Origin of the sequence: Shewanella violacea DSS12 (assembly GCF_000091325.1) — a bacterium.
Lineage (GTDB): Bacteria > Pseudomonadota > Gammaproteobacteria > Enterobacterales > Shewanellaceae > Shewanella > Shewanella violacea.
This window is the reverse complement of record NC_014012.1, coordinates 77895-99037: the sequence shown is the minus strand read 5'-3', so window position 1 is coordinate 99037 and position 21143 is coordinate 77895. Positions and strand designations below refer to the sequence as shown.

General features: G+C 46.4%; 7 protein-coding genes and 6 rRNA genes. 6 read left to right on the top strand and 7 right to left on the bottom strand.

All coding sequences use genetic code 11. The features are described 5' to 3' along the window. Nucleotides 1–10 precede the first annotated feature (10 nt). The 5 genes from yihI (at nt 11) to SVI_RS00365 (ending at nt 5786) form a co-directional block, all read left to right on the top strand. The gene (gene yihI / locus SVI_RS00385; RefSeq protein WP_013049370.1) at nt 11–556 is read left to right on the top strand and encodes a Der GTPase-activating protein YihI; all 546 of its coding nucleotides are present in this window, start codon (nt 11–13) and stop codon (nt 554–556) included. A gap of 73 nt (nt 557–629) precedes the next feature. Next, nucleotides 630–1097 carry a DUF2489 domain-containing protein gene (locus SVI_RS00380; protein WP_013049369.1) on the top strand — a complete coding sequence of 156 codons (468 nt, stop codon included), beginning with the start codon at nt 630–632 and terminating at the stop codon, nt 1095–1097. Between the two features lie 240 nt (nt 1098–1337). Continuing rightward, the gene (gene hemN, locus SVI_RS00375) at nt 1338–2714 is read left to right on the top strand and encodes an oxygen-independent coproporphyrinogen III oxidase (protein WP_013049368.1); all 1377 of its coding nucleotides are present in this window, start codon (nt 1338–1340) and stop codon (nt 2712–2714) included. A gap of 169 nt (nt 2715–2883) precedes the next feature. Further along, nucleotides 2884–4704 carry a DUF885 domain-containing protein gene (locus SVI_RS00370; protein WP_013049367.1) on the top strand — a complete coding sequence of 607 codons (1821 nt, stop codon included), beginning with the start codon at nt 2884–2886 and terminating at the stop codon, nt 4702–4704. An 89-nt stretch (nt 4705–4793) separates the two neighbouring features. Continuing rightward, nucleotides 4794–5786 (top strand): alpha/beta fold hydrolase, encoded by a 993-nt coding sequence (locus SVI_RS00365; protein ID WP_041420150.1) that lies wholly within the window; start codon nt 4794–4796, stop codon nt 5784–5786. A gap of 795 nt (nt 5787–6581) precedes the next feature. Here the strand turns inward: SVI_RS00365 and rrf (SVI_RS00360) are convergent. The 3 genes from rrf (SVI_RS00360) to SVI_RS00350 all read right to left on the bottom strand — a co-directional run bounded on the left by rrf (SVI_RS00360) (nt 6582) and on the right by SVI_RS00350 (nt 11610). Next, a 5S ribosomal RNA gene (gene rrf / locus SVI_RS00360) occupies nt 6582–6697 on the bottom strand. A 157-nt stretch (nt 6698–6854) separates the two neighbouring features. Beyond that, a 23S ribosomal RNA gene (locus tag SVI_RS00355) occupies nt 6855–9759 on the bottom strand. Nucleotides 9760–10065: 306 nt separating this feature from the next. Next, nucleotides 10066–11610: ribosomal RNA gene (locus SVI_RS00350) — 16S ribosomal RNA — on the bottom strand. The 16S, 23S and 5S rRNA genes sit together here, the layout of an rRNA operon. A 1239-nt stretch (nt 11611–12849) precedes the next feature. Between SVI_RS00350 and SVI_RS00340 the strand changes: the two genes are divergently transcribed. Next, the gene (locus SVI_RS00340) at nt 12850–13893 is read left to right on the top strand and encodes a helix-turn-helix domain-containing protein (protein ID WP_013049363.1); all 1044 of its coding nucleotides are present in this window, start codon (nt 12850–12852) and stop codon (nt 13891–13893) included. Between the two features lie 270 nt (nt 13894–14163). On the opposite strand, the gene SVI_RS00335 is transcribed toward SVI_RS00340, so the two are convergent. The 4 genes from SVI_RS00335 to SVI_RS00320 form a co-directional block, all read right to left on the bottom strand. Beyond that, nucleotides 14164–14913: an enoyl-CoA hydratase-related protein gene (locus tag SVI_RS00335; RefSeq protein ID WP_013049362.1), complete on the bottom strand. Its 750-nt coding sequence runs from the start codon at nt 14911–14913 to the stop codon at nt 14164–14166. A gap of 996 nt (nt 14914–15909) precedes the next feature. Then, nucleotides 15910–16025: ribosomal RNA gene (rrf, locus tag SVI_RS00330) — 5S ribosomal RNA — on the bottom strand. Between the two features lie 157 nt (nt 16026–16182). Then, nucleotides 16183–19087 (bottom strand): 23S ribosomal RNA (locus tag SVI_RS00325). Nucleotides 19088–19411: 324 nt separating this feature from the next. After that, a 16S ribosomal RNA gene (locus SVI_RS00320) occupies nt 19412–20956 on the bottom strand. Between the last annotated feature and the right edge of the window lie 187 nt (nt 20957–21143).

Below are 21143 nucleotides of genomic sequence, written 5' to 3'. Positions count from 1 at the left end.
GAGAAAAACCATGTCACACTCTAAGAAAACCCGTAAAGCCAATGAAAATGCGCCTAAGCTAGCCCCAAGAACCAAGAAGAGTGATCGTGGTCTTGAAGGCAAGAAGAAAAAATCAGGAAACAAGGCAGGAAGCCGTCACAATGCCAATATGGTCGGTGGAAGTGATGGTTCGACTTCCAGCAGAAAAGATCCACGACATGGTAGCAAGAAGGCAATAAAACTTGATCTTCCAAGCCAAGTCCAAGTGATCGCCCCTAAGAAAGACCAAGGTCCAAAACTGACCGATGAGCAGAAACTATTTAAGCTCGAAGAAGATCCAAGACTAAACCAACTACTCGATATGCTCGAAGAGGGTAAAGAACTAGGCCAAGACGATCAGAAGTGGCTCAACAAGACACTTAATCAGATCGAAGCACTCATGGATCGCTTAGGCATCACTGAGGAAGAGGATCTAGGCCAGATTGTTCAGTCTACACCTACGGTTAGCGACGACGACTTATTGGATAAGTTTGAATCAGGTGCCGATCTGCTGAAAGACTACCAGAATAAAGATTAACTCTTAGTTCTATATTGAAACGGCATCTTATCGATGCCATTTTTTTAGCTCTCTATTTTCAGCAGGACAGAGCATGACAACAACGCTTATCGTCATAGGTTTTATCATCATTGCCGCCCTTACGGGCTATGCCATAGCCTTGTTACTTAAACTGCGTAAGCAAAGCAGTCAAAAAAAGAAACATCAACAAGAGTTGGCTGACATCAATCAGGCACGCCAAGACGAACACTTAAATAGCATCCGCTATATTGCCACCGCTATGTTAGAAGATCGCTGTGAGCTTTCAGAAGGCGTCATGAGAATAGCCAAACTGTTCAGTATTTTATCTATGTCTGAGCAAGTAGAAGCTCGATATCCGGCTATTTTCAAACATTTTGCGATTATCCAAGATCATCCCATAATGGATAAACGTAAAACATTAGAGAAGCAACAGCGCATGAAGTTGGATTTTTCCCGTATGCGCTCCGAAGCAGAACTCGAAACAGAGATCCTTGAAGAAGCTAAACAACTCATCAGTTTTACACCGAGTCAGCTCCATTAACTTGATTAAGCCCTTCTATTCAGTAAGCTCTAGATAAGCCCTAATTTTCCCACCCCATAAGCCTGCTTATAAAGTCTGCATAAGAGCCCAAGTGAGTGCTCTTGTTTGCCAGGTATTCCCCCAGCTGAAACCGTCGAATTAATGATTCAGCTTCAATTTATACAACTTAGATCAAGGTTATTGAACCCATAAGCATGCATACTTTATATATTGCTAAACTATCATTCCAGAGGACACGCCTTGAAACAGCCCACCCAAATTAGTTGGGATCAGTCAATGGTCGAAAAATACAATTACAGCGGTCCCCGTTATACCTCTTATCCTACGGCGCTTGAGTTCGATGACTCCTTCACCGAAGAGAAATTGCTGACTTCAATTAAAAATAGCAAGAGTGATAAGCTTTCTTTATATATCCATATTCCATACTGCGCCAAGATTTGTTATTACTGCGGCTGTAATAAGGTCATCACTCGCCACCAACATAAAGCCGACCAATATCTAGAGTATCTGGCGACGGAAATTATCAAACGTGCACCTCTGTTTAAGGACTATCTCGTCACCCAGATCCATTGGGGCGGTGGAACACCCACCTTCCTGCGTCCTGATCAGATCCTTAACCTATCTGAGCTAATCAAGGCCAACTTTAATGTAGCCGAAGTCGGCGAGTACTCCATTGAAGTGGATCCCCGTGAAATCGAACTAACCATGTTAGATACGCTTAAAGAAGCTGGCTTTAATCGCATATCTATCGGCGTTCAAGACTTCAACAAGAAGGTTCAGATTGCGGTTAACCGCGAGCAAGATGAACAGTTCATCTTCGATCTTATGGCTAAGGCTAAAGAACTAGGTTTCGTCTCAACCAACATAGACCTCATCTATGGTCTGCCTCACCAGACACCAGCAACCTTTGCAGAAACCATGCAGCGAGTCTTAGACCTGGACCCTGATCGTCTTTCAGTCTTTAACTATGCCCATCTGCCTTCACGCTTCGCGGCCCAACGTAAGATTAAAGATGAAGATCTGGCTTCACCACAACAGAAACTTGAGATGTTGCACCAGACAATCGAAACCTTAACCGGTGCAGGTTATCAGTATATTGGCATGGATCACTTCGCCAAGCCCGATGATGAGCTAGCTATCTTGCAAAATGAAGGACGACTACACAGAAACTTCCAGGGCTATACCACCCAGGAAGAATGTGATCTATTAGGCCTGGGCGTCTCTTCAATCAGCCAGATTGGCGATTGTTATGCCCAGAACCAGAAAGATATCCGTCCTTACTTCGAGTCTATCGATGCTAATGGACATGCGTTATGGAAAGGTTGTGATCTAAACCGTGACGATGAAATTCGTCGTGTGGTCATTAAACAGCTTATCTGCCACTTCGAATTAGATATGGCACAAATTGACGACAAGCTAGACATACAATTCGAAGACTACTTCCATGAAGATCTAAAGCTGCTACAAACCTTTATCGATGACAAGCTAGTCAATATTGCAGATAGGAAGATCACCATCAGCCCAACGGGTAGACTATTAATCCGTAATATCTGTATATGCTTCGATATCTACTACCGTGAAAAAGCACGTCAACAGCAGTTCTCTAGAGTGATCTAATTAATATCTTTTAGCTGACGCCTAGTTAATCTTAAGCCGACAATATGTCGGCTTTTTTGCGTCTAATTAACTATTTTGTATCAAGTTACTAACTAACACTGACAAAGACCTTAACCCTAGGGCATAATCGGGGACAAAATAACCAATAACAATAATAAAGGCCGCCGTTATGCGTAAGATTTTTGCCCCCAGCCTATTAGTAATAGCCCTGAGCGCCTGCCAAATAAATCCAGCCTCAACCGAATCGGCTCTAGTTTTCGCAAGCACCGAGAATAGCATCACCTACAATCCAGTGACTGTAGGAGTTAGCGATCCAAGACTCAAGGCGATAATTGAGACAGATTGGCAGATTAAACTCGATAGCGACCCATCACAGGCTTTCTCTGAGGGTGATGCCAGTGCAGCCGGTAAATTGCCCGATCTATCTCCGGAAAACTTGGCTAACCTCAATCAAAGAAAGCAAACACTAGTCACCACGCTCAAGGCTTTAGACAAGGATAGCCTCTCAAAAGAGGACAAGATAAATGCTCAAATTCTACAGGGACAACTGCAAAACAGTGTCGACCTCTATCGATACAAGGATCATTATCTTCCTATCACAGCCGAGAGCGGCTTTCATGCTTATATAGCCTCTATTGCCAAGGCAAGATTCGCTACAGTGCAAGATTATGACAACTATATTGCCAAGCTATCAAACCTGGCTAGTTACTTCGCTCAGCAAACCTACTGGTTGAAACAGGGCTTAAAGTCTGGGATAACTCCGCCAAGAGTCACCCTCAATGGCTTCGAAGACAGCATTAGCGCCTTTATGGTTCCAGTAAAAGACAGTGGCTACTTCGAACCTTTCACCCAGTATCCCAAACATTTTACTCAGGTTCAGAAAGATGCCCTGACGGCTCAAGGGAAAATAATCATAGAGCAGAAGGTACTGCCACTCTATCAGGCATTTTATGACTTCATGACCAAGGAATATATTCCCGGCGCCCGCACAGATATCGCTTGTGCCAGCCTACCCGATGGTGCCGCCTTCTACGAGAACCGAGTCCGCTATTACACTACCTTAGACATGACTTCAGATGAGGTCCATCAACTGGGATTGAAAGAGGTTAAACGCATCAGGGGAGAGATGCAGGCCATAATAGATTCCCTTGGCTTCAAAGGTTCCTTCGCCGAGTTCCTGCATTTTTTAAGAACAGACCCTAGATTCTATCCCAAAACAGCCGAAGAACTATTGAAAGAAGCAGCATTTATAGCCAAGAAGGCCGATGCCATGCTACCTAAATACTTTGGCAAGTTACCCAGAACCCCATATGGCATTCAAGCCGTACCAGCCGAGATAGCACCTAAGTACACCACAGGGCGTTACTCAGGCTCTAACAGAGACGATGAGGCAGGTTATTACTGGGTTAACACCTATGCCTTAGATAAACGGCCTCTGTATGAACTGGAGGCTCTGACGTTGCACGAGGCCGTACCAGGCCATCATCTACAGATCTCACTCAATAAGGAACTCACCAAGCTGCCAAACTTCCGCCGTTATAGTTATATCTCGGCCTTTGGCGAAGGCTGGGGGCTCTACTCCGAGTATCTAGGCTTAGAAGCCGGCTTCTATCAAGACCCCTACAGTAACTTTGGCCGTCTAACCTATGAGATGTGGCGCGCGGCTCGCCTAGTCGTCGACACAGGCATGCACGCTAAGAGCTGGAGTCGACAGCGGGCGCTGGACTTTATGGCCGGTAACACGGCTCTATCCATGCACAATGTCACCACAGAGATAGATAGGTATATCTCATGGCCGGGCCAAGCCTTGTCATACAAGATAGGTGAGCTCACCATTAAGCGTCTGCGAAATCAGACTGAAGCGGAACTCGGTGACAAGTTTGATATCAGAGCCTTCCATGATGCCATCTTAGAAAATGGTTCGGTACCTATGTCTGTGTTAGAGCAACAGATAACAGACTTTATCTCCTATCAGAAACAACAAAAATAGATGCTAAGCCCCAGAGATACTCGTTACTCGCTGGGGCTTTTTACTCTGTGTTACACTGGCAAACAGCATACATCACCCCAGTAGAGATCATGTCTATAGCCGTCGAATCACAAATGAATGATCGAGTTAATATCCAAACTAAACCACTATCTTCTGAGCTAATGCTCAATACCCAAGAGCAGCAGGCATTCTGGGACAGAGTGACTGAGTCAGAAATAAAAACATCTGACAATATCTCTCTCGCTTACATGTATATTGAACACCCAGGCAGTGAAAGAGCCATAGTCATCAGCAACGGTCGCATCGAGTCTTACCTTAAATATAAAGAGCTTATCTTCGATCTCTATAATCAGGGCTACAGTGTCTTCGCTGTAGATCATCGTGGTCAAGGGCTGTCGACTCGCACCACAAGCAATCCCCATCATGGTTATATTGATAAATTTAGTAGCTATATTGATGATTTAGCTTTCTTTATCGACGCAGTGGTTACACCAAAACAGTATCGTTCACTTTTTCTAGTAGGCCATTCTATGGGTGGTGCCATCGGCACTCTCTACATGGACAAGTACCCGAACACCTTCACCGCAGCCGTTTTCTCTGCACCTATGTACGGAATCAAGCTGCCGCTCTGTAGCCGATTCATCCGCTGGCTAGCAAATCTACTCGACACAAAAGATAATGCTGAGCCTAACTACGTATTGGGCGGTAAGGATTATCACGCTGATGACTTCCCTAAGAATGATCTAACTAGCAGCCAGGCTCGTTATGAGGATTACAGACACCTTTACCAGCTACGCCCGGAATTACAGCTAGGCTCTCCCACCAACCATTGGCTGGTCGAGTCTATAGATGTCGGCCCTAAGCTAGTAGAAGCTGCTAGGCATAGCACCACTTCAATACTTATTCTTCAGGCTGAGATGGACACTGTGGTCGATAACTTGGCTCAAAATCATGCCGTCGGCGGTCAATGCCAACTAGTCAAAATTCCTAATGCCCGTCATGAGATCTTTATGGAGAAAGATGATATTCGCAACTTCGCCGTCGAGGCGCTGCTGAAGTTTCTGGCGATTCATCAAGCTTAATATCAGCAAGGTCTCATCCACGACTGAGGTGCTGAACGTTTAATTCTTATGAAAAAGTCCGGCACCTCATCTAATCCTCTATAAAAAATGGAAACGACACCCGCATTCAGGCATTTCCCCAAGTTTTACCCCCCCCTCTTTCCTACACCATCTTTCCTACACCATCTTTGACACTCAAGGATAAGTACTTTCAGTACAAAGAAATCATCCCCTAGCAATGACCAACTAGATCCACGCAGTGGAGACATAGGGCGGTCGACATCTGAAGTACGCGCTTAAGTAGCTAAGCCACCTACCTACATTGCCGTTGGATATGGGTACTGGTAAGTTCGAGCTAAACAGCCAACACTTTATTAAATCCCAGACGTAAAAAAGCCCGCTACATCGTAGCGGACTTAAATACTAATTAGGTGCCTGGAAATGAGCAACTCTCGTAGTCCACGAAGTGGACACATGGGGGTGAAATTACGGCGCTTTGAATACGCAGTATTCAGCCATAATTGAACGCGGAGAAACTTGGTTTCGTAGCGGGAGAGCCCGCTCAGCGGCGGATCGACATCGGGGGTAGGCATTCATGCCTTCCTAAGTGGATAAGTCACCTGCCTACATTGACGTGGATATGGGTACCGATAAGTTCGAGCTAAACAGCCAAAATATTATTAAATCCCAGACGCAAAAAAGCCACCTTAATAAGGTGGCTTAGTCACTGTAAAATCAGGAGTGCGCCTGGGAAACAACAAATTCCAGACGTAAAAAAGCCCGCTACATCGTAGCGGGCTTAAATACTAATTAGGCGCCTGGAAATGACCTACTCTCACATGGGGAGACCCCACACTACCATCGGCGCGATTGCGTTTCACTTCTGAGTTCGAGATGGGTTCAGGTGGTGCCACAATGCTATGGTTTCCAGACTAATTTGGTAAATTTGAAAAGCTGCCTATTCAGAATCTTTTAAAATATTCTAAATAGCTTTAAATAAAGTAATAATTGGTTCGACTTAAATCAAGTTCGTATTCTTTTGTGCTTGTAAAGTAATCATCATTAACGCTACAAACCCATCTGGGTTGTATGGTTAAGCCTCACGAGTCATTAGTACAGGTTAGCTCAACGCCTCACAACGCTTACACACCCTGCCTATCAACGTCCTAGTCTCGAACGGCTCTTTAGAGGAATTAAATTCCTAGGGATGACTCATCTTAGGACTCGCTTCCCGCTTAGATGCTTTCAGCGGTTATCGATTCCGAACGTAGCTACCGGGCAATGCTATTGGCATAACAACCCGAACACCAGCGGTTCGTCCACTCCGGTCCTCTCGTACTAGGAGCAGCTTCCTTCAATCATCCAACGCCCACGGCAGATAGGGACCGAACTGTCTCACGACGTTCTGAACCCAGCTCGCGTACCACTTTAAATGGCGAACAGCCATACCCTTGGGACCGACTTCAGCCCCAGGATGTGATGAGCCGACATCGAGGTGCCAAACACCGCCGTCGATATGAACTCTTGGGCGGTATCAGCCTGTTATCCCCGGCGTACCTTTTATCCGTTGAGCGATGGCCCTTCCATACAGAACCACCGGATCACTATGACCTACTTTCGTACCTGCTCGACGTGTATGTCTCGCAGTTAAGCTGGCTTATGCCATTGCACTAACCGTACGATGTCCGACCGTACTTAGCCAACCTTCGTGCTCCTCCGTTACTCTTTGGGAGGAGACCGCCCCAGTCAAACTACCCACCAGACACTGTCCTCAACCCCGATTCAGGGGCCTAAGTTAGAACATCAAAACTACAAGGGTGGTATTTCAAGGTTGACTCCACAAAAACTAGCGTCTCTGCTTCAAAGTCTCCCACCTATCCTACACATGTAGGTTCAATGTTCAGTGCCAAGCTATAGTAAAGGTGCACGGGGTCTTTCCGTCTAGCCGCGGGTATACGGCATCTTCACCGCAATTTCAACTTCACTGAGTCTCGGCTGGAGACAGCGTGGCCATCATTACGCCATTCGTGCAGGTCGGAACTTACCCGACAAGGAATTTCGCTACCTTAGGACCGTTATAGTTACGGCCGCCGTTTACCGGGGCTTCGATCATGAGCTTCTCCGAAGATAACCCAATCAATTAACCTTCCGGCACCGGGCAGGCGTCATACCGTATACTTCCTCTTGCGAGTTTGCACAGTACTGTGTTTTTGATAAACAGTTGCAGCCACCTGGTATCTGCGACTCCCGGCAGCTTAGAGAGCAAGTCTCATCACCGCTGGGAGCGTACCTTCTCCCGAAGTTACGGTACCATTTTGCCTAGTTCCTTCAGCCGAGTTCTCTCAAGCGCCTTGGTATTCTCTACCCAACCACCTGTGTCGGTTTGGGGTACGATTCCTACTAACCTGAAGCTTAGAAGATTTTCCTGGAAGCATGGCATCAACTACTTCATCACCTTAGTGACTCGTCATCAGTCCTCAGTCTTGCAATTTAATGCGTATTCCCGGATTTGCCTAAGAATACAACCTACAACCTTAAACGCGGACAACCAACGCCGCGCTAGCCTAGCCTTCTCCGTCTCTCCATCGCAGTTAGTAGAAGTACAGGAATATTAACCTGTTTCCCATCGATTACGCCTTTCGGCCTCACCTTAGGGGTCGACTTACCCTGCCCTGATTAACATTGGACAGGAAACCTTGGTCTTTCGGCGAGGGAGTTTTTCACTCCCTTTATCGTTACTCATGTCAGCATTCGCACTTCTGATACCTCCAGGATGGGTTACCCCTTTCCCTTCAACGGCTTACAGAACGCTCCTCTACCGCTTGCTAGTAAACTAGCAAACCCATAGCTTCGGTGTATTGCTTAGCCCCGTTAAATCTTCCGCGCAGGCCGACTCGACTAGTGAGCTATTACGCTTTCTTTAAAAGATGGCTGCTTCTAAGCCAACTTCCTAGCTGTCTAAGCCTTCCCACATCGTTTCCCACTTAGCAATAACTTTGGGACCTTAGCTGATGGTCTGGGTTGTTTCCCTTTTCACGACGGACGTTAGCACCCGCCGTGTGTCTCCCGAGTAGTACTCATTGGTATTCGGAGTTTGCAAAGGGTTGGTAAGTCGGGATGACCCCCTAGCCTTAACAGTGCTCTACCCCCAATGGTATTCGCTCGAGGCGCTACCTAAATAGCTTTCGAGGAGAACCAGATATCTCCCGGTTTGATTGGCCTTTCACCCCCATCCACAAGTCATCCGCTCATTTTTCAACATAAGTCGGTTCGGTCCTCCAGTTGATGTTACTCAACCTTCAACCTGCCCATGGATAGATCACCGGGTTTCGGGTCTACACCTTGCAACTAAACGCGCAGTTAACACTCGGTTTCCCTACGGCTCCGCTATTCGCTTAACCTCGCTACAAAATGTAAGTCGCTGACCCATTATACAAAAGGTACGCAGTCACGGTCTCAAGAACCGCTCCCACTGCTTGTACGTATACGGTTTCAGGTTCTATTTCACTCCCCTCACAGGGGTTCTTTTCGCCTTTCCCTCACGGTACTGGTTCACTATCGGTCAGTCAGGAGTATTTAGCCTTGGAGGATGGTCCCCCCATGTTCAGACAAGATGTCACGTGTCCCGTCCTACTCGTTTTCATCTATGGTTAGTTTTCATGTACGGGGCTATCACCCTGTGCCGCTGAGCTTTCCAACTCATTCCACTAACACCCCATAGACTTAAGGGCTAATCCCCGTTCGCTCGCCGCTACTAGGGGAATCTCGGTTGATTTCTTTTCCTCCGGGTACTTAGATGTTTCAGTTCCCCGGGTTTGCCTCACATACCTATGTATTCAGTATGTGATACTCACTTATGTGAGTGGGTTTCCCCATTCGGATATCGTTAGCTCAAATGCTTGTTACTAGCTCGCCAACGCTTTTCGCAAGTTACTACGTCCTTCATCGCCTCTGACTGCCAAGGCATCCACCGTATACGCTTAGTCACTTAACCATACAACCCACATAAGTTTGTTGTATCGCAACTAATGGTGTTTACTTTCGCCAAAAGAATACTCTTGAAGCATATTGCTATGCTTCGGCACTTGATTTAAGTGTTTGAGAACTCAATTATTTATTTATTTTTCGCGCTAATGCTATTAATAACAACTTACAAGTAAGTCATTATCCCTTTCGCATTAACACTATCAGTTTTCCAAATTTTTAAAGAACAAACAACACCGTAAAGGTGCGTTTCTCGCTCTAACAAGAACAAGTTATCTGTGTGAACACTCAGCAAATATTGAGTTAGTCGTATAGGTAAGGAGGTGATCCAGCCCCAGGTTCCCCTAGGGCTACCTTGTTACGACTTCACCCCAGTCATGAACCACACCGTGGTAAACGCCCTCCCCGAAGGGTTAAGCTATCTACTTCTGGTGCAGCCCACTCCCATGGTGTGACGGGCGGTGTGTACAAGGCCCGGGAACGTATTCACCGTGACATTCTGATTCACGATTACTAGCGATTCCGACTTCACGGAGTCGAGTTGCAGACTCCGATCCGGACTACGACCGGCTTTGTGGGATTAGCTTGACCTCGCGGCGTTGCGACCCTCTGTACCGACCATTGTAGCACGTGTGTAGCCCTACTCGTAAGGGCCATGATGACTTGACGTCGTCCCCACCTTCCTCCGGTTTATCACCGGCAGTCTCCCTAAAGTTCCCACCATTACGTGCTGGCAAATAAGGATAAGGGTTGCGCTCGTTGCGGGACTTAACCCAACATTTCACAACACGAGCTGACGACAGCCATGCAGCACCTGTCTCATAGTTCCCGAAGGCACCAAGCTATCTCTAGCGAGTTCTATGGATGTCAAGAGTAGGTAAGGTTCTTCGCGTTGCATCGAATTAAACCACATGCTCCACCGCTTGTGCGGGCCCCCGTCAATTCATTTGAGTTTTAACCTTGCGGCCGTACTCCCCAGGCGGTCTACTTAATGCGTTAGCTTGGGAACCCAGTGTTCAAGACACCAAATTCCGAGTAGACATCGTTTACGGCGTGGACTACCAGGGTATCTAATCCTGTTTGCTCCCCACGCTTTCGTACCTGAGCGTCAGTCTTTGTCCAGGGGGCCGCCTTCGCCACCGGTATTCCTTCAGATCTCTACGCATTTCACCGCTACACCTGAAATTCTACCCCCCTCTACAAGACTCTAGTTTGCCAGTTCAAAATGCAATTCCCAGGTTGAGCCCGGGGCTTTCACATCTTGCTTAACAAACCGCCTGCGTACGCTTTACGCCCAGTAATTCCGATTAACGCTTGCACCCCTCGTATTACCGCGGCTGCTGGCACGAAGTTAGCCGGTGCTTCTTCTGCGAGTAACGTCACAGTAAGCAGTTATTAACTACCTACCTTTCCTCCTCGCTGAAAGTGCTTTACAACCCGAAGGCCTTCTTCACACACGCGGCATGGCTGCATCAGGCTTTCGCCCATTGTGCAATATTCCCCACTGCTGCCTCCCGTAGGAGTCTGGACCGTGTCTCAGTTCCAGTGTGGCTGATCATCCTCTCAGACCAGCTAGGGATCGTCGCCTTGGTAAGCCATTACCTTACCAACTAGCTAATCCCACCTAGGTACATCCAATCGCGAAAGGCCCGAAGGTCCCCTCCTTTCCCCCGTAGGGCGTATGCGGTATTAGCAGTCGTTTCCAACTGTTATCCCCCTCGACTGGGCAGTTCCCTAGGCATTACTCACCCGTCCGCCGCTCGACAGCAAAGTAGCAAGCTACTTTCTGTTTCCGCTCGACTTGCATGTGTTAGGCCTGCCGCCAGCGTTCAATCTGAGCCATGATCAAACTCTTCAATTAAAGTTCTTTTGATGCATCCTCTTTCGAAGATGACATCGGCTCAATGAATTATACTGTTTTTCAAAAGCCCGAAGGCTTTCGAAGTTTACATATTGCTATGGTCACTCAGTGGTTCATCGAGTTAAATTTTGATTGCTCATCCTTTACTAGAAAGAGTGAAGCAATTTCGAATAACTCAACACCTGTGAGTGTCCACACAGATTTCTTGTTTTGTATTGTTAAAGAGCGTGGTGCTAAGTAGCACCGCCGTTGACGCTAGGTCGTTGGCTTGAGGAGGCGTATTCTACACTCTCCGTGGTTGGCGTCAAGGGCTTTTAAAAAATTAATTTTAACCGCTTACTTATTGCCCTGACTGGGTTTCAGCTTCGTTTAAGAAGACTGGTTTGCCGTGTCAGTGGATGCGCATTATAGGGGATTTCGATGTGAGCGCAAGAGGGAGAAACCATTAAATCCGTCATACCTGCTTGAGCGCATAATTATCAAGCTAAACGTTTATTTATACAGCGCTAGCATTTGATATTTAGCTAATATTTCAAGCTAGAAGCCATAATGCCCCCTAGTAACGTCTACTTTGGTTTACCTCCTGGATAAGATCCATCATACCTAGGCCGTTAGAGTAATACTTGTACCTTCTATATATCTATATGAATAACCGAGACGATTATCATATATAAGTATATAAAGCACAGACGCATGACTGGATGCGCCACTAAATACTCTCTATTTGGGGTAACGTGTCGGAACTAGCGTGCAGGGTTACTAAGCTGTATGTATTTTATTGCTCACCTTACTCGAATCGTTTAGGAGTCTTTATTCGTTCAAGCACTTTTGATGGTACTTAGCCTATAGGAAAGTGTAAGGCTAAAACCTACACTCGCTTTACAGAGCTCTGGTTAATAAATATCTCATACTCGCCCTACCCATACTGCTTTAGGCCCTAGAATTGATGACTAGGTATAGTGGAGCCATGCAAACTTTCGATGCAAAGCAGGACTATGTTGACCCATACTTGTCAGTCAAGCCTTCGAAATGTGATTAGCTTCACTTTTCACAATGGACATCTTGAATTAAGCTCTCATAAACCCATAGAGTTATGACGTTCTGTGCTCTATAGATAGAGTATTTATATAAAAGACCACAGACTTTACTAGATAGACACGCCTAGTGAGATTTACACCTCCAAGATAAACCTAATATTAACTCTGTGTTATTGGTGAGCCATCTAATGTCGAGGCACTTTTGATAGTAAATGAAAACAAAGCACATCAGTCTCTTTCCTTGCACAAAGGCTGGAATACACTCCTTGAAGCTGCATCTATATCACTAGGGCTGAATGATTCCTTGGAGACTAGTAATAAACCCGCAGCACATCAAGATCGCTACCACTTGTTTGATATACGAAAAAAACTGTATCGATTATTCGAACACAGTCAAGATCGTTATTTGCCCATCAAAATTGCAGAAAGAGTTAATCCACTCACATTTGGAAGTTATTCGCTAACACTTTGGACGGCTCCCGATCTTGAAACCTTATTGAAACTTGCGGCCAAGTATTCTGCCGTCATCAGCGCCCCAATCCGTCTCCGTTATCATACGACCCCGCAAGGAGATGCCGAACTTTGGGTAGTCAACAATGAGCCTCTATATAAAGAGACCCATATTAGCTACATGGGCGCCACCTTATTTATAGTGACCTTTTCGAAGATTCTTAAGGAAATCACTGCCAACGACAAACTTAAAATACAGATACAAATGGTGCTAAATTACTTCGATGACTCGGCTCAAAAGGAGTATGAGCTACGCACGAAAATAAAAATAACCACAGGACACCCCATTCGTAAAATTTGTATTCCCAAGCGCCATTTGTACCAAAGTTTGCCGTCCTCCGAGCCTGATATCCATTTTACAGCTTTATCCTTACTACGAAAAGAAGCTGAAAAAATAGAAAAAGATGATCTAATTCTGAAAATATACAATGTATTGGGTGAAACCGATTGTCTATTCAATTTAACGGGTAAAGGATTAGCAGCCAAGTTGAATATGAACATCAGAACTCTCAACCGCCACCTTTCTAACTACCACACAAGTTACCGCGGCGTGGTCGAGAAATACAAGATGGAACGTGCACTCTACCTGCTAGAAAACACCGATGAAAATATGACTGAAATCACTTATCAGTTAGGTTTTACCGATCTAAGTACTTTTTCACGAGCCTTCAAGCGCTGGACAGGACAAAGCCCTACCAACATAAGAACAAATAAGACATTCAAGCTGGAAATTTAATCTAAACTCTAACGAGGTAAGATGTACTCCTTATCAGTAAATGCTGGTCGGTTTCAAAAATACTGTCCTTGTTGAGTCCAACCCCAGTTACTTGTTACCTCTTAGCCTTGGAGATTGAGAGGTAACAAGGTTAGTACCTGCTCTAACAAATCATTATAGAAGCAACAATCACAAACATTCCTGCCATTGTGTTTAGACACATGAAAATTCAAATAAATGATACCTGTACGCTTCAATTAAAATCGAAGATAATTAAGTAAAGAGCAATAATCATACGAAATTTGGTTTTCTTTTCTCAAAAAATGCTGTGATTGCTTCTTTCGCTTCAGACTTTGTAACCAGATCCAGTAAAGCTTTATTTTCAATTTCAATGGCGTCTACGAATAACGGGCATTGTGAAGTTAGCAATTCTTTGGTCTTTTGCATTGCATTAGGCGCCATTAGCGCTAGCTCTGCTGCTTTATCAAATGCCACTTCATCAGGATTTTCTACCATCTTTGTTGAAAACCCTAAGGCTACTGACTCCTCGGCAGCCATGGTTTCTCCACTCAGCAACATTGCTCGTGCTTTGCGCATACCAATAATTTGCTCCAGTCTAATACTGGATGCAAATTCAGGACATAATCCTAAAGGTACAAAAGGAGTTTGAAACATGGCTGTCGGCGATACATAAAGAAAATCTACAAACTGCAGCATTGTTGTACCAATACCAATGGCAAAACCAGACACTGATGCAACTACTGGTTTATAACAAGTTATCAAGGATTTCATGAAGCCCCCAGCGTACTTATCTGGCTCTCCCCTTGCCATGGCAACAAAATCTTTCATGTCATTCCCAGCGCAAAATATCTCCGGCAATCCCTTTATTAAGATAGAACGAACTGATGCATTGGTCATCGCACTTCTTAAAGCATCATTTAGATCTCGATACATTTCCTGATTAATAGCATTCTTTGCTTCAGACCTATGAATAGAAATAATTAAAACATTCTCTTTAATACTGGTAATGATCTTAGACATCTTAGACTCATCCTTATTGACAACTAAACTATTAATAATCGCGGCAGGTATTTTGAATACGCCAGCATGTAGCTCTAAAGGCATGTTAACGAATACAGAAAAAATAGTATTACACTACAGGTCAAACACTTAACGAAAACGGACACTAGACACGCCGGATAGTTACCATATTCTAGCCATAGACACATTAGCAACGGCCGAACACATGGGCGTGAAAAAGTAGCCCTTTGTATGAGTAGTATTCAGCTATTTTGTTGCGCGTAATTACCTAGTCATGAAGCAGGTCCCCGCTCAGCGGCTGGACGACGTCGACTATTTATAAACCAAAGTGGCATTGTACCCACGTGCTTAAGGGGATAAGCCAGCTGATATCTGTGCTAATAAGTTCGAGCAAACAGCCAACACTTTATTAAATCCCAGACCCAAACCCTTTCCTACGCCATCCTAGGCATTCAAGGATAACTACTTCGGTACAAAAAGAGGAGTCGCCTGGAAAGGCGCCTAGGCTCACATGGGGGCGAAAAAGTAGCGCTTTGAATACACAGTATTCTGCTGCTTTGTAGCGCGTAATGACGTAGTAATGAAGCTGGGGACCCCGCTCAGCGGCGGGACGACATCGGGGGTAGGCATTGCACGTACGTGCTTAAGTGGATAAGCCACCTGACTACATTGACGTTGGATATGGGTAATAAAATCTATATTTTAAAAACATCCAGACGCAAAAAAGCCACCTTAATAAGGTGGCTTAGTTACTGTTAAATCAGGAGTGCGCCTGTGCGGAGGCGCCTTCCAATGGCCCAGCTTCGGATAAATCCTCCGCGCTCTACCGCAGCATCAAACTTCGTTTGCTGAACGCAGCGATATCACCCTACTATCACATGGAATGAACCTCACTGCGTGAGGGCTCTTAACATTCCCCATGTTCGTTCGGTCATTTCTAGGCTAAAAACGAAAAAAGCCCGTTGCGTTAGCAACGGGCTTTATCGTTTATTAGGCGCCTGGAAATGACCTACTCTCACATGGGGAGACCCCACACTACCATCGGCGCGATTGCGTTTCACTTCTGAGTTCGAGATGGGTTCAGGTGGTGCCACAATGCTATGGTTTCCAGACTAATTTGGTAAATTTGAAAAGCTGCCTATTCAGAATCTTTTAAAATATTCTAAATAGCTTTAAATAAAGTAATAATTGGTTCGACTTAAATCAAGTTCGTATTCTTTTGTGCTTGTAAAGTAATCATCATTAACGCTACAAACCCATCTGGGTTGTATGGTTAAGCCTCACGAGTCATTAGTACAGGTTAGCTCAACGCCTCACAACGCTTACACACCCTGCCTATCAACGTCCTAGTCTCGAACGGCTCTTTAGAGGAATTAAATTCCTAGGGATGACTCATCTTAGGACTCGCTTCCCGCTTAGATGCTTTCAGCGGTTATCGATTCCGAACGTAGCTACCGGGCAATGCTATTGGCATAACAACCCGAACACCAGCGGTTCGTCCACTCCGGTCCTCTCGTACTAGGAGCAGCTTCCTTCAATCATCCAACGCCCACGGCAGATAGGGACCGAACTGTCTCACGACGTTCTGAACCCAGCTCGCGTACCACTTTAAATGGCGAACAGCCATACCCTTGGGACCGACTTCAGCCCCAGGATGTGATGAGCCGACATCGAGGTGCCAAACACCGCCGTCGATATGAACTCTTGGGCGGTATCAGCCTGTTATCCCCGGCGTACCTTTTATCCGTTGAGCGATGGCCCTTCCATACAGAACCACCGGATCACTATGACCTACTTTCGTACCTGCTCGACGTGTATGTCTCGCAGTTAAGCTGGCTTATGCCATTGCACTAACCGTACGATGTCCGACCGTACTTAGCCAACCTTCGTGCTCCTCCGTTACTCTTTGGGAGGAGACCGCCCCAGTCAAACTACCCACCAGACACTGTCCTCAACCCCGATTCAGGGGCCTAAGTTAGAACATCAAAACTACAAGGGTGGTATTTCAAGGTTGACTCCACAAAAACTAGCGTCTCTGCTTCAAAGTCTCCCACCTATCCTACACATGTAGGTTCAATGTTCAGTGCCAAGCTATAGTAAAGGTGCACGGGGTCTTTCCGTCTAGCCGCGGGTATACGGCATCTTCACCGCAATTTCAACTTCACTGAGTCTCGGCTGGAGACAGCGTGGCCATCATTACGCCATTCGTGCAGGTCGGAACTTACCCGACAAGGAATTTCGCTACCTTAGGACCGTTATAGTTACGGCCGCCGTTTACCGGGGCTTCGATCATGAGCTTCTCCGAAGATAACCCAATCAATTAACCTTCCGGCACCGGGCAGGCGTCATACCGTATACTTCCTCTTGCGAGTTTGCACAGTACTGTGTTTTTGATAAACAGTTGCAGCCACCTGGTATCTGCGACTCCCGGCAGCTTAGAGAGCAAGTCTCATCACCGCTGGGAGCGTACCTTCTCCCGAAGTTACGGTACCATTTTGCCTAGTTCCTTCAGCCGAGTTCTCTCAAGCGCCTTGGTATTCTCTACCCAACCACCTGTGTCGGTTTGGGGTACGATTCCTACTAACCTGAAGCTTAGAAGATTTTCCTGGAAGCATGGCATCAACTACTTCATCACCTTAGTGACTCGTCATCAGTCCTCAGTCTTGCAATTTAATGCGTATTCCCGGATTTGCCTAAGAATACAACCTACAACCTTAAACGCGGACAACCAACGCCGCGCTAGCCTAGCCTTCTCCGTCTCTCCATCGCAGTTAGCAGAAGTACAGGAATATTAACCTGTTTCCCATCGATTACGCCTTTCGGCCTCACCTTAGGGGTCGACTTACCCTGCCCTGATTAACATTGGACAGGAAACCTTGGTCTTTCGGCGAGGGAGTTTTTCACTCCCTTTATCGTTACTCATGTCAGCATTCGCACTTCTGATACCTCCAGGATGGGTTACCCCTTTCCCTTCAACGGCTTACAGAACGCTCCTCTACCGCTTGCTAGTAAACTAGCAAACCCATAGCTTCGGTGTATTGCTTAGCCCCGTTAAATCTTCCGCGCAGGCCGACTCGACTAGTGAGCTATTACGCTTTCTTTAAAAGATGGCTGCTTCTAAGCCAACTTCCTAGCTGTCTAAGCCTTCCCACATCGTTTCCCACTTAGCAATAACTTTGGGACCTTAGCTGATGGTCTGGGTTGTTTCCCTTTTCACGACGGACGTTAGCACCCGCCGTGTGTCTCCCGAGTAGTACTCATTGGTATTCGGAGTTTGCAAAGGGTTGGTAAGTCGGGATGACCCCCTAGCCTTAACAGTGCTCTACCCCCAATGGTATTCGCTCGAGGCGCTACCTAAATAGCTTTCGAGGAGAACCAGATATCTCCCGGTTTGATTGGCCTTTCACCCCCATCCACAAGTCATCCGCTCATTTTTCAACATAAGTCGGTTCGGTCCTCCAGTTGATGTTACTCAACCTTCAACCTGCCCATGGATAGATCACCGGGTTTCGGGTCTACACCTTGCAACTAAACGCGCAGTTAACACTCGGTTTCCCTACGGCTCCGCTATTCGCTTAACCTCGCTACAAAATGTAAGTCGCTGACCCATTATACAAAAGGTACGCAGTCACGGTCTCAAGAACCGCTCCCACTGCTTGTACGTATACGGTTTCAGGTTCTATTTCACTCCCCTCACAGGGGTTCTTTTCGCCTTTCCCTCACGGTACTGGTTCACTATCGGTCAGTCAGGAGTATTTAGCCTTGGAGGATGGTCCCCCCATGTTCAGACAAGATGTCACGTGTCCCGTCCTACTCGTTTTCATCTATGGTTAGTTTTCATGTACGGGGCTATCACCCTGTGCCGCTGAGCTTTCCAACTCATTCCACTAACACCCCATAGACTTAAGGGCTAATCCCCGTTCGCTCGCCGCTACTAGGGGAATCTCGGTTGATTTCTTTTCCTCCGGGTACTTAGATGTTTCAGTTCCCCGGGTTTGCCTCACATACCTATGTATTCAGTATGTGATACTCACTTATGTGAGTGGGTTTCCCCATTCGGATATCGTTAGCTCAAATGCTTGTTACTAGCTCGCCAACGCTTTTCGCAAGTTACTACGTCCTTCATCGCCTCTGACTGCCAAGGCATCCACCGTATACGCTTAGTCACTTAACCATACAACCCACATAAGTTTGTTGTATCGCAACTAATGGTGTTTACTTTCGCCAAAAGAATACTCTTGAAGCATATTGCTATGCTTCGGCACTTGATTTAAGTGTTTGAGAACTCAATTATTTATTTATTTTTCGCGCTAATGCTATTAACCACTGTAATCGCTATTTCTTACGAAACATCTTTCACAATAGTCCCTTTCGCATTAACACTATCAGCTTTCCAAATTTTTAAAGAACAAACAACACCGTAAAGGTGCGTTTCTCGCTCTAACAAGAACAAGTTATCTGTGTGAACACTCAGCAAATATTAAGTTAGTCGTATAGGTAAGGAGGTGATCCAGCCCCAGGTTCCCCTAGGGCTACCTTGTTACGACTTCACCCCAGTCATGAACCACACCGTGGTAAACGCCCTCCCCGAAGGGTTAAGCTATCTACTTCTGGTGCAGCCCACTCCCATGGTGTGACGGGCGGTGTGTACAAGGCCCGGGAACGTATTCACCGTGACATTCTGATTCACGATTACTAGCGATTCCGACTTCACGGAGTCGAGTTGCAGACTCCGATCCGGACTACGACCGGCTTTGTGGGATTAGCTTGACCTCGCGGCGTTGCGACCCTCTGTACCGACCATTGTAGCACGTGTGTAGCCCTACTCGTAAGGGCCATGATGACTTGACGTCGTCCCCACCTTCCTCCGGTTTATCACCGGCAGTCTCCCTAAAGTTCCCACCATTACGTGCTGGCAAATAAGGATAAGGGTTGCGCTCGTTGCGGGACTTAACCCAACATTTCACAACACGAGCTGACGACAGCCATGCAGCACCTGTCTCATAGTTCCCGAAGGCACCAAGCTATCTCTAGCGAGTTCTATGGATGTCAAGAGTAGGTAAGGTTCTTCGCGTTGCATCGAATTAAACCACATGCTCCACCGCTTGTGCGGGCCCCCGTCAATTCATTTGAGTTTTAACCTTGCGGCCGTACTCCCCAGGCGGTCTACTTAATGCGTTAGCTTGGGAACCCAGTGTTCAAGACACCAAATTCCGAGTAGACATCGTTTACGGCGTGGACTACCAGGGTATCTAATCCTGTTTGCTCCCCACGCTTTCGTACCTGAGCGTCAGTCTTTGTCCAGGGGGCCGCCTTCGCCACCGGTATTCCTTCAGATCTCTACGCATTTCACCGCTACACCTGAAATTCTACCCCCCTCTACAAGACTCTAGTTTGCCAGTTCAAAATGCAATTCCCAGGTTGAGCCCGGGGCTTTCACATCTTGCTTAACAAACCGCCTGCGTACGCTTTACGCCCAGTAATTCCGATTAACGCTTGCACCCCTCGTATTACCGCGGCTGCTGGCACGAAGTTAGCCGGTGCTTCTTCTGCGAGTAACGTCACAGTAAGCAGTTATTAACTACCTACCTTTCCTCCTCGCTGAAAGTGCTTTACAACCCGAAGGCCTTCTTCACACACGCGGCATGGCTGCATCAGGCTTTCGCCCATTGTGCAATATTCCCCACTGCTGCCTCCCGTAGGAGTCTGGACCGTGTCTCAGTTCCAGTGTGGCTGATCATCCTCTCAGACCAGCTAGGGATCGTCGCCTTGGTAAGCCATTACCTTACCAACTAGCTAATCCCACCTAGGTACATCCAATCGCGAAAGGCCCGAAGGTCCCCTCCTTTCCCCCGTAGGGCGTATGCGGTATTAGCAGTCGTTTCCAACTGTTATCCCCCTCGACTGGGCAGTTCCCTAGGCATTACTCACCCGTCCGCCGCTCGACAGCAAAGTAGCAAGCTACTTTCTGTTTCCGCTCGACTTGCATGTGTTAGGCCTGCCGCCAGCGTTCAATCTGAGCCATGATCAAACTCTTCAATTAAAGTTCTTTTGTTTTACTCGGTTAAGAGCAAAACGGCTCAACGAATTATACTGTTTTTCAAAAGTCCGAAGACTCTCGAAGTTTACATATTGCTATGGTCACTCAGCTTCTCTTCTAAAAGAGATTCGTCGAGTTAAATTTTTGATTGCTTCCTAAGAAGCAATTTCGAATAACTCAACACCTGTGA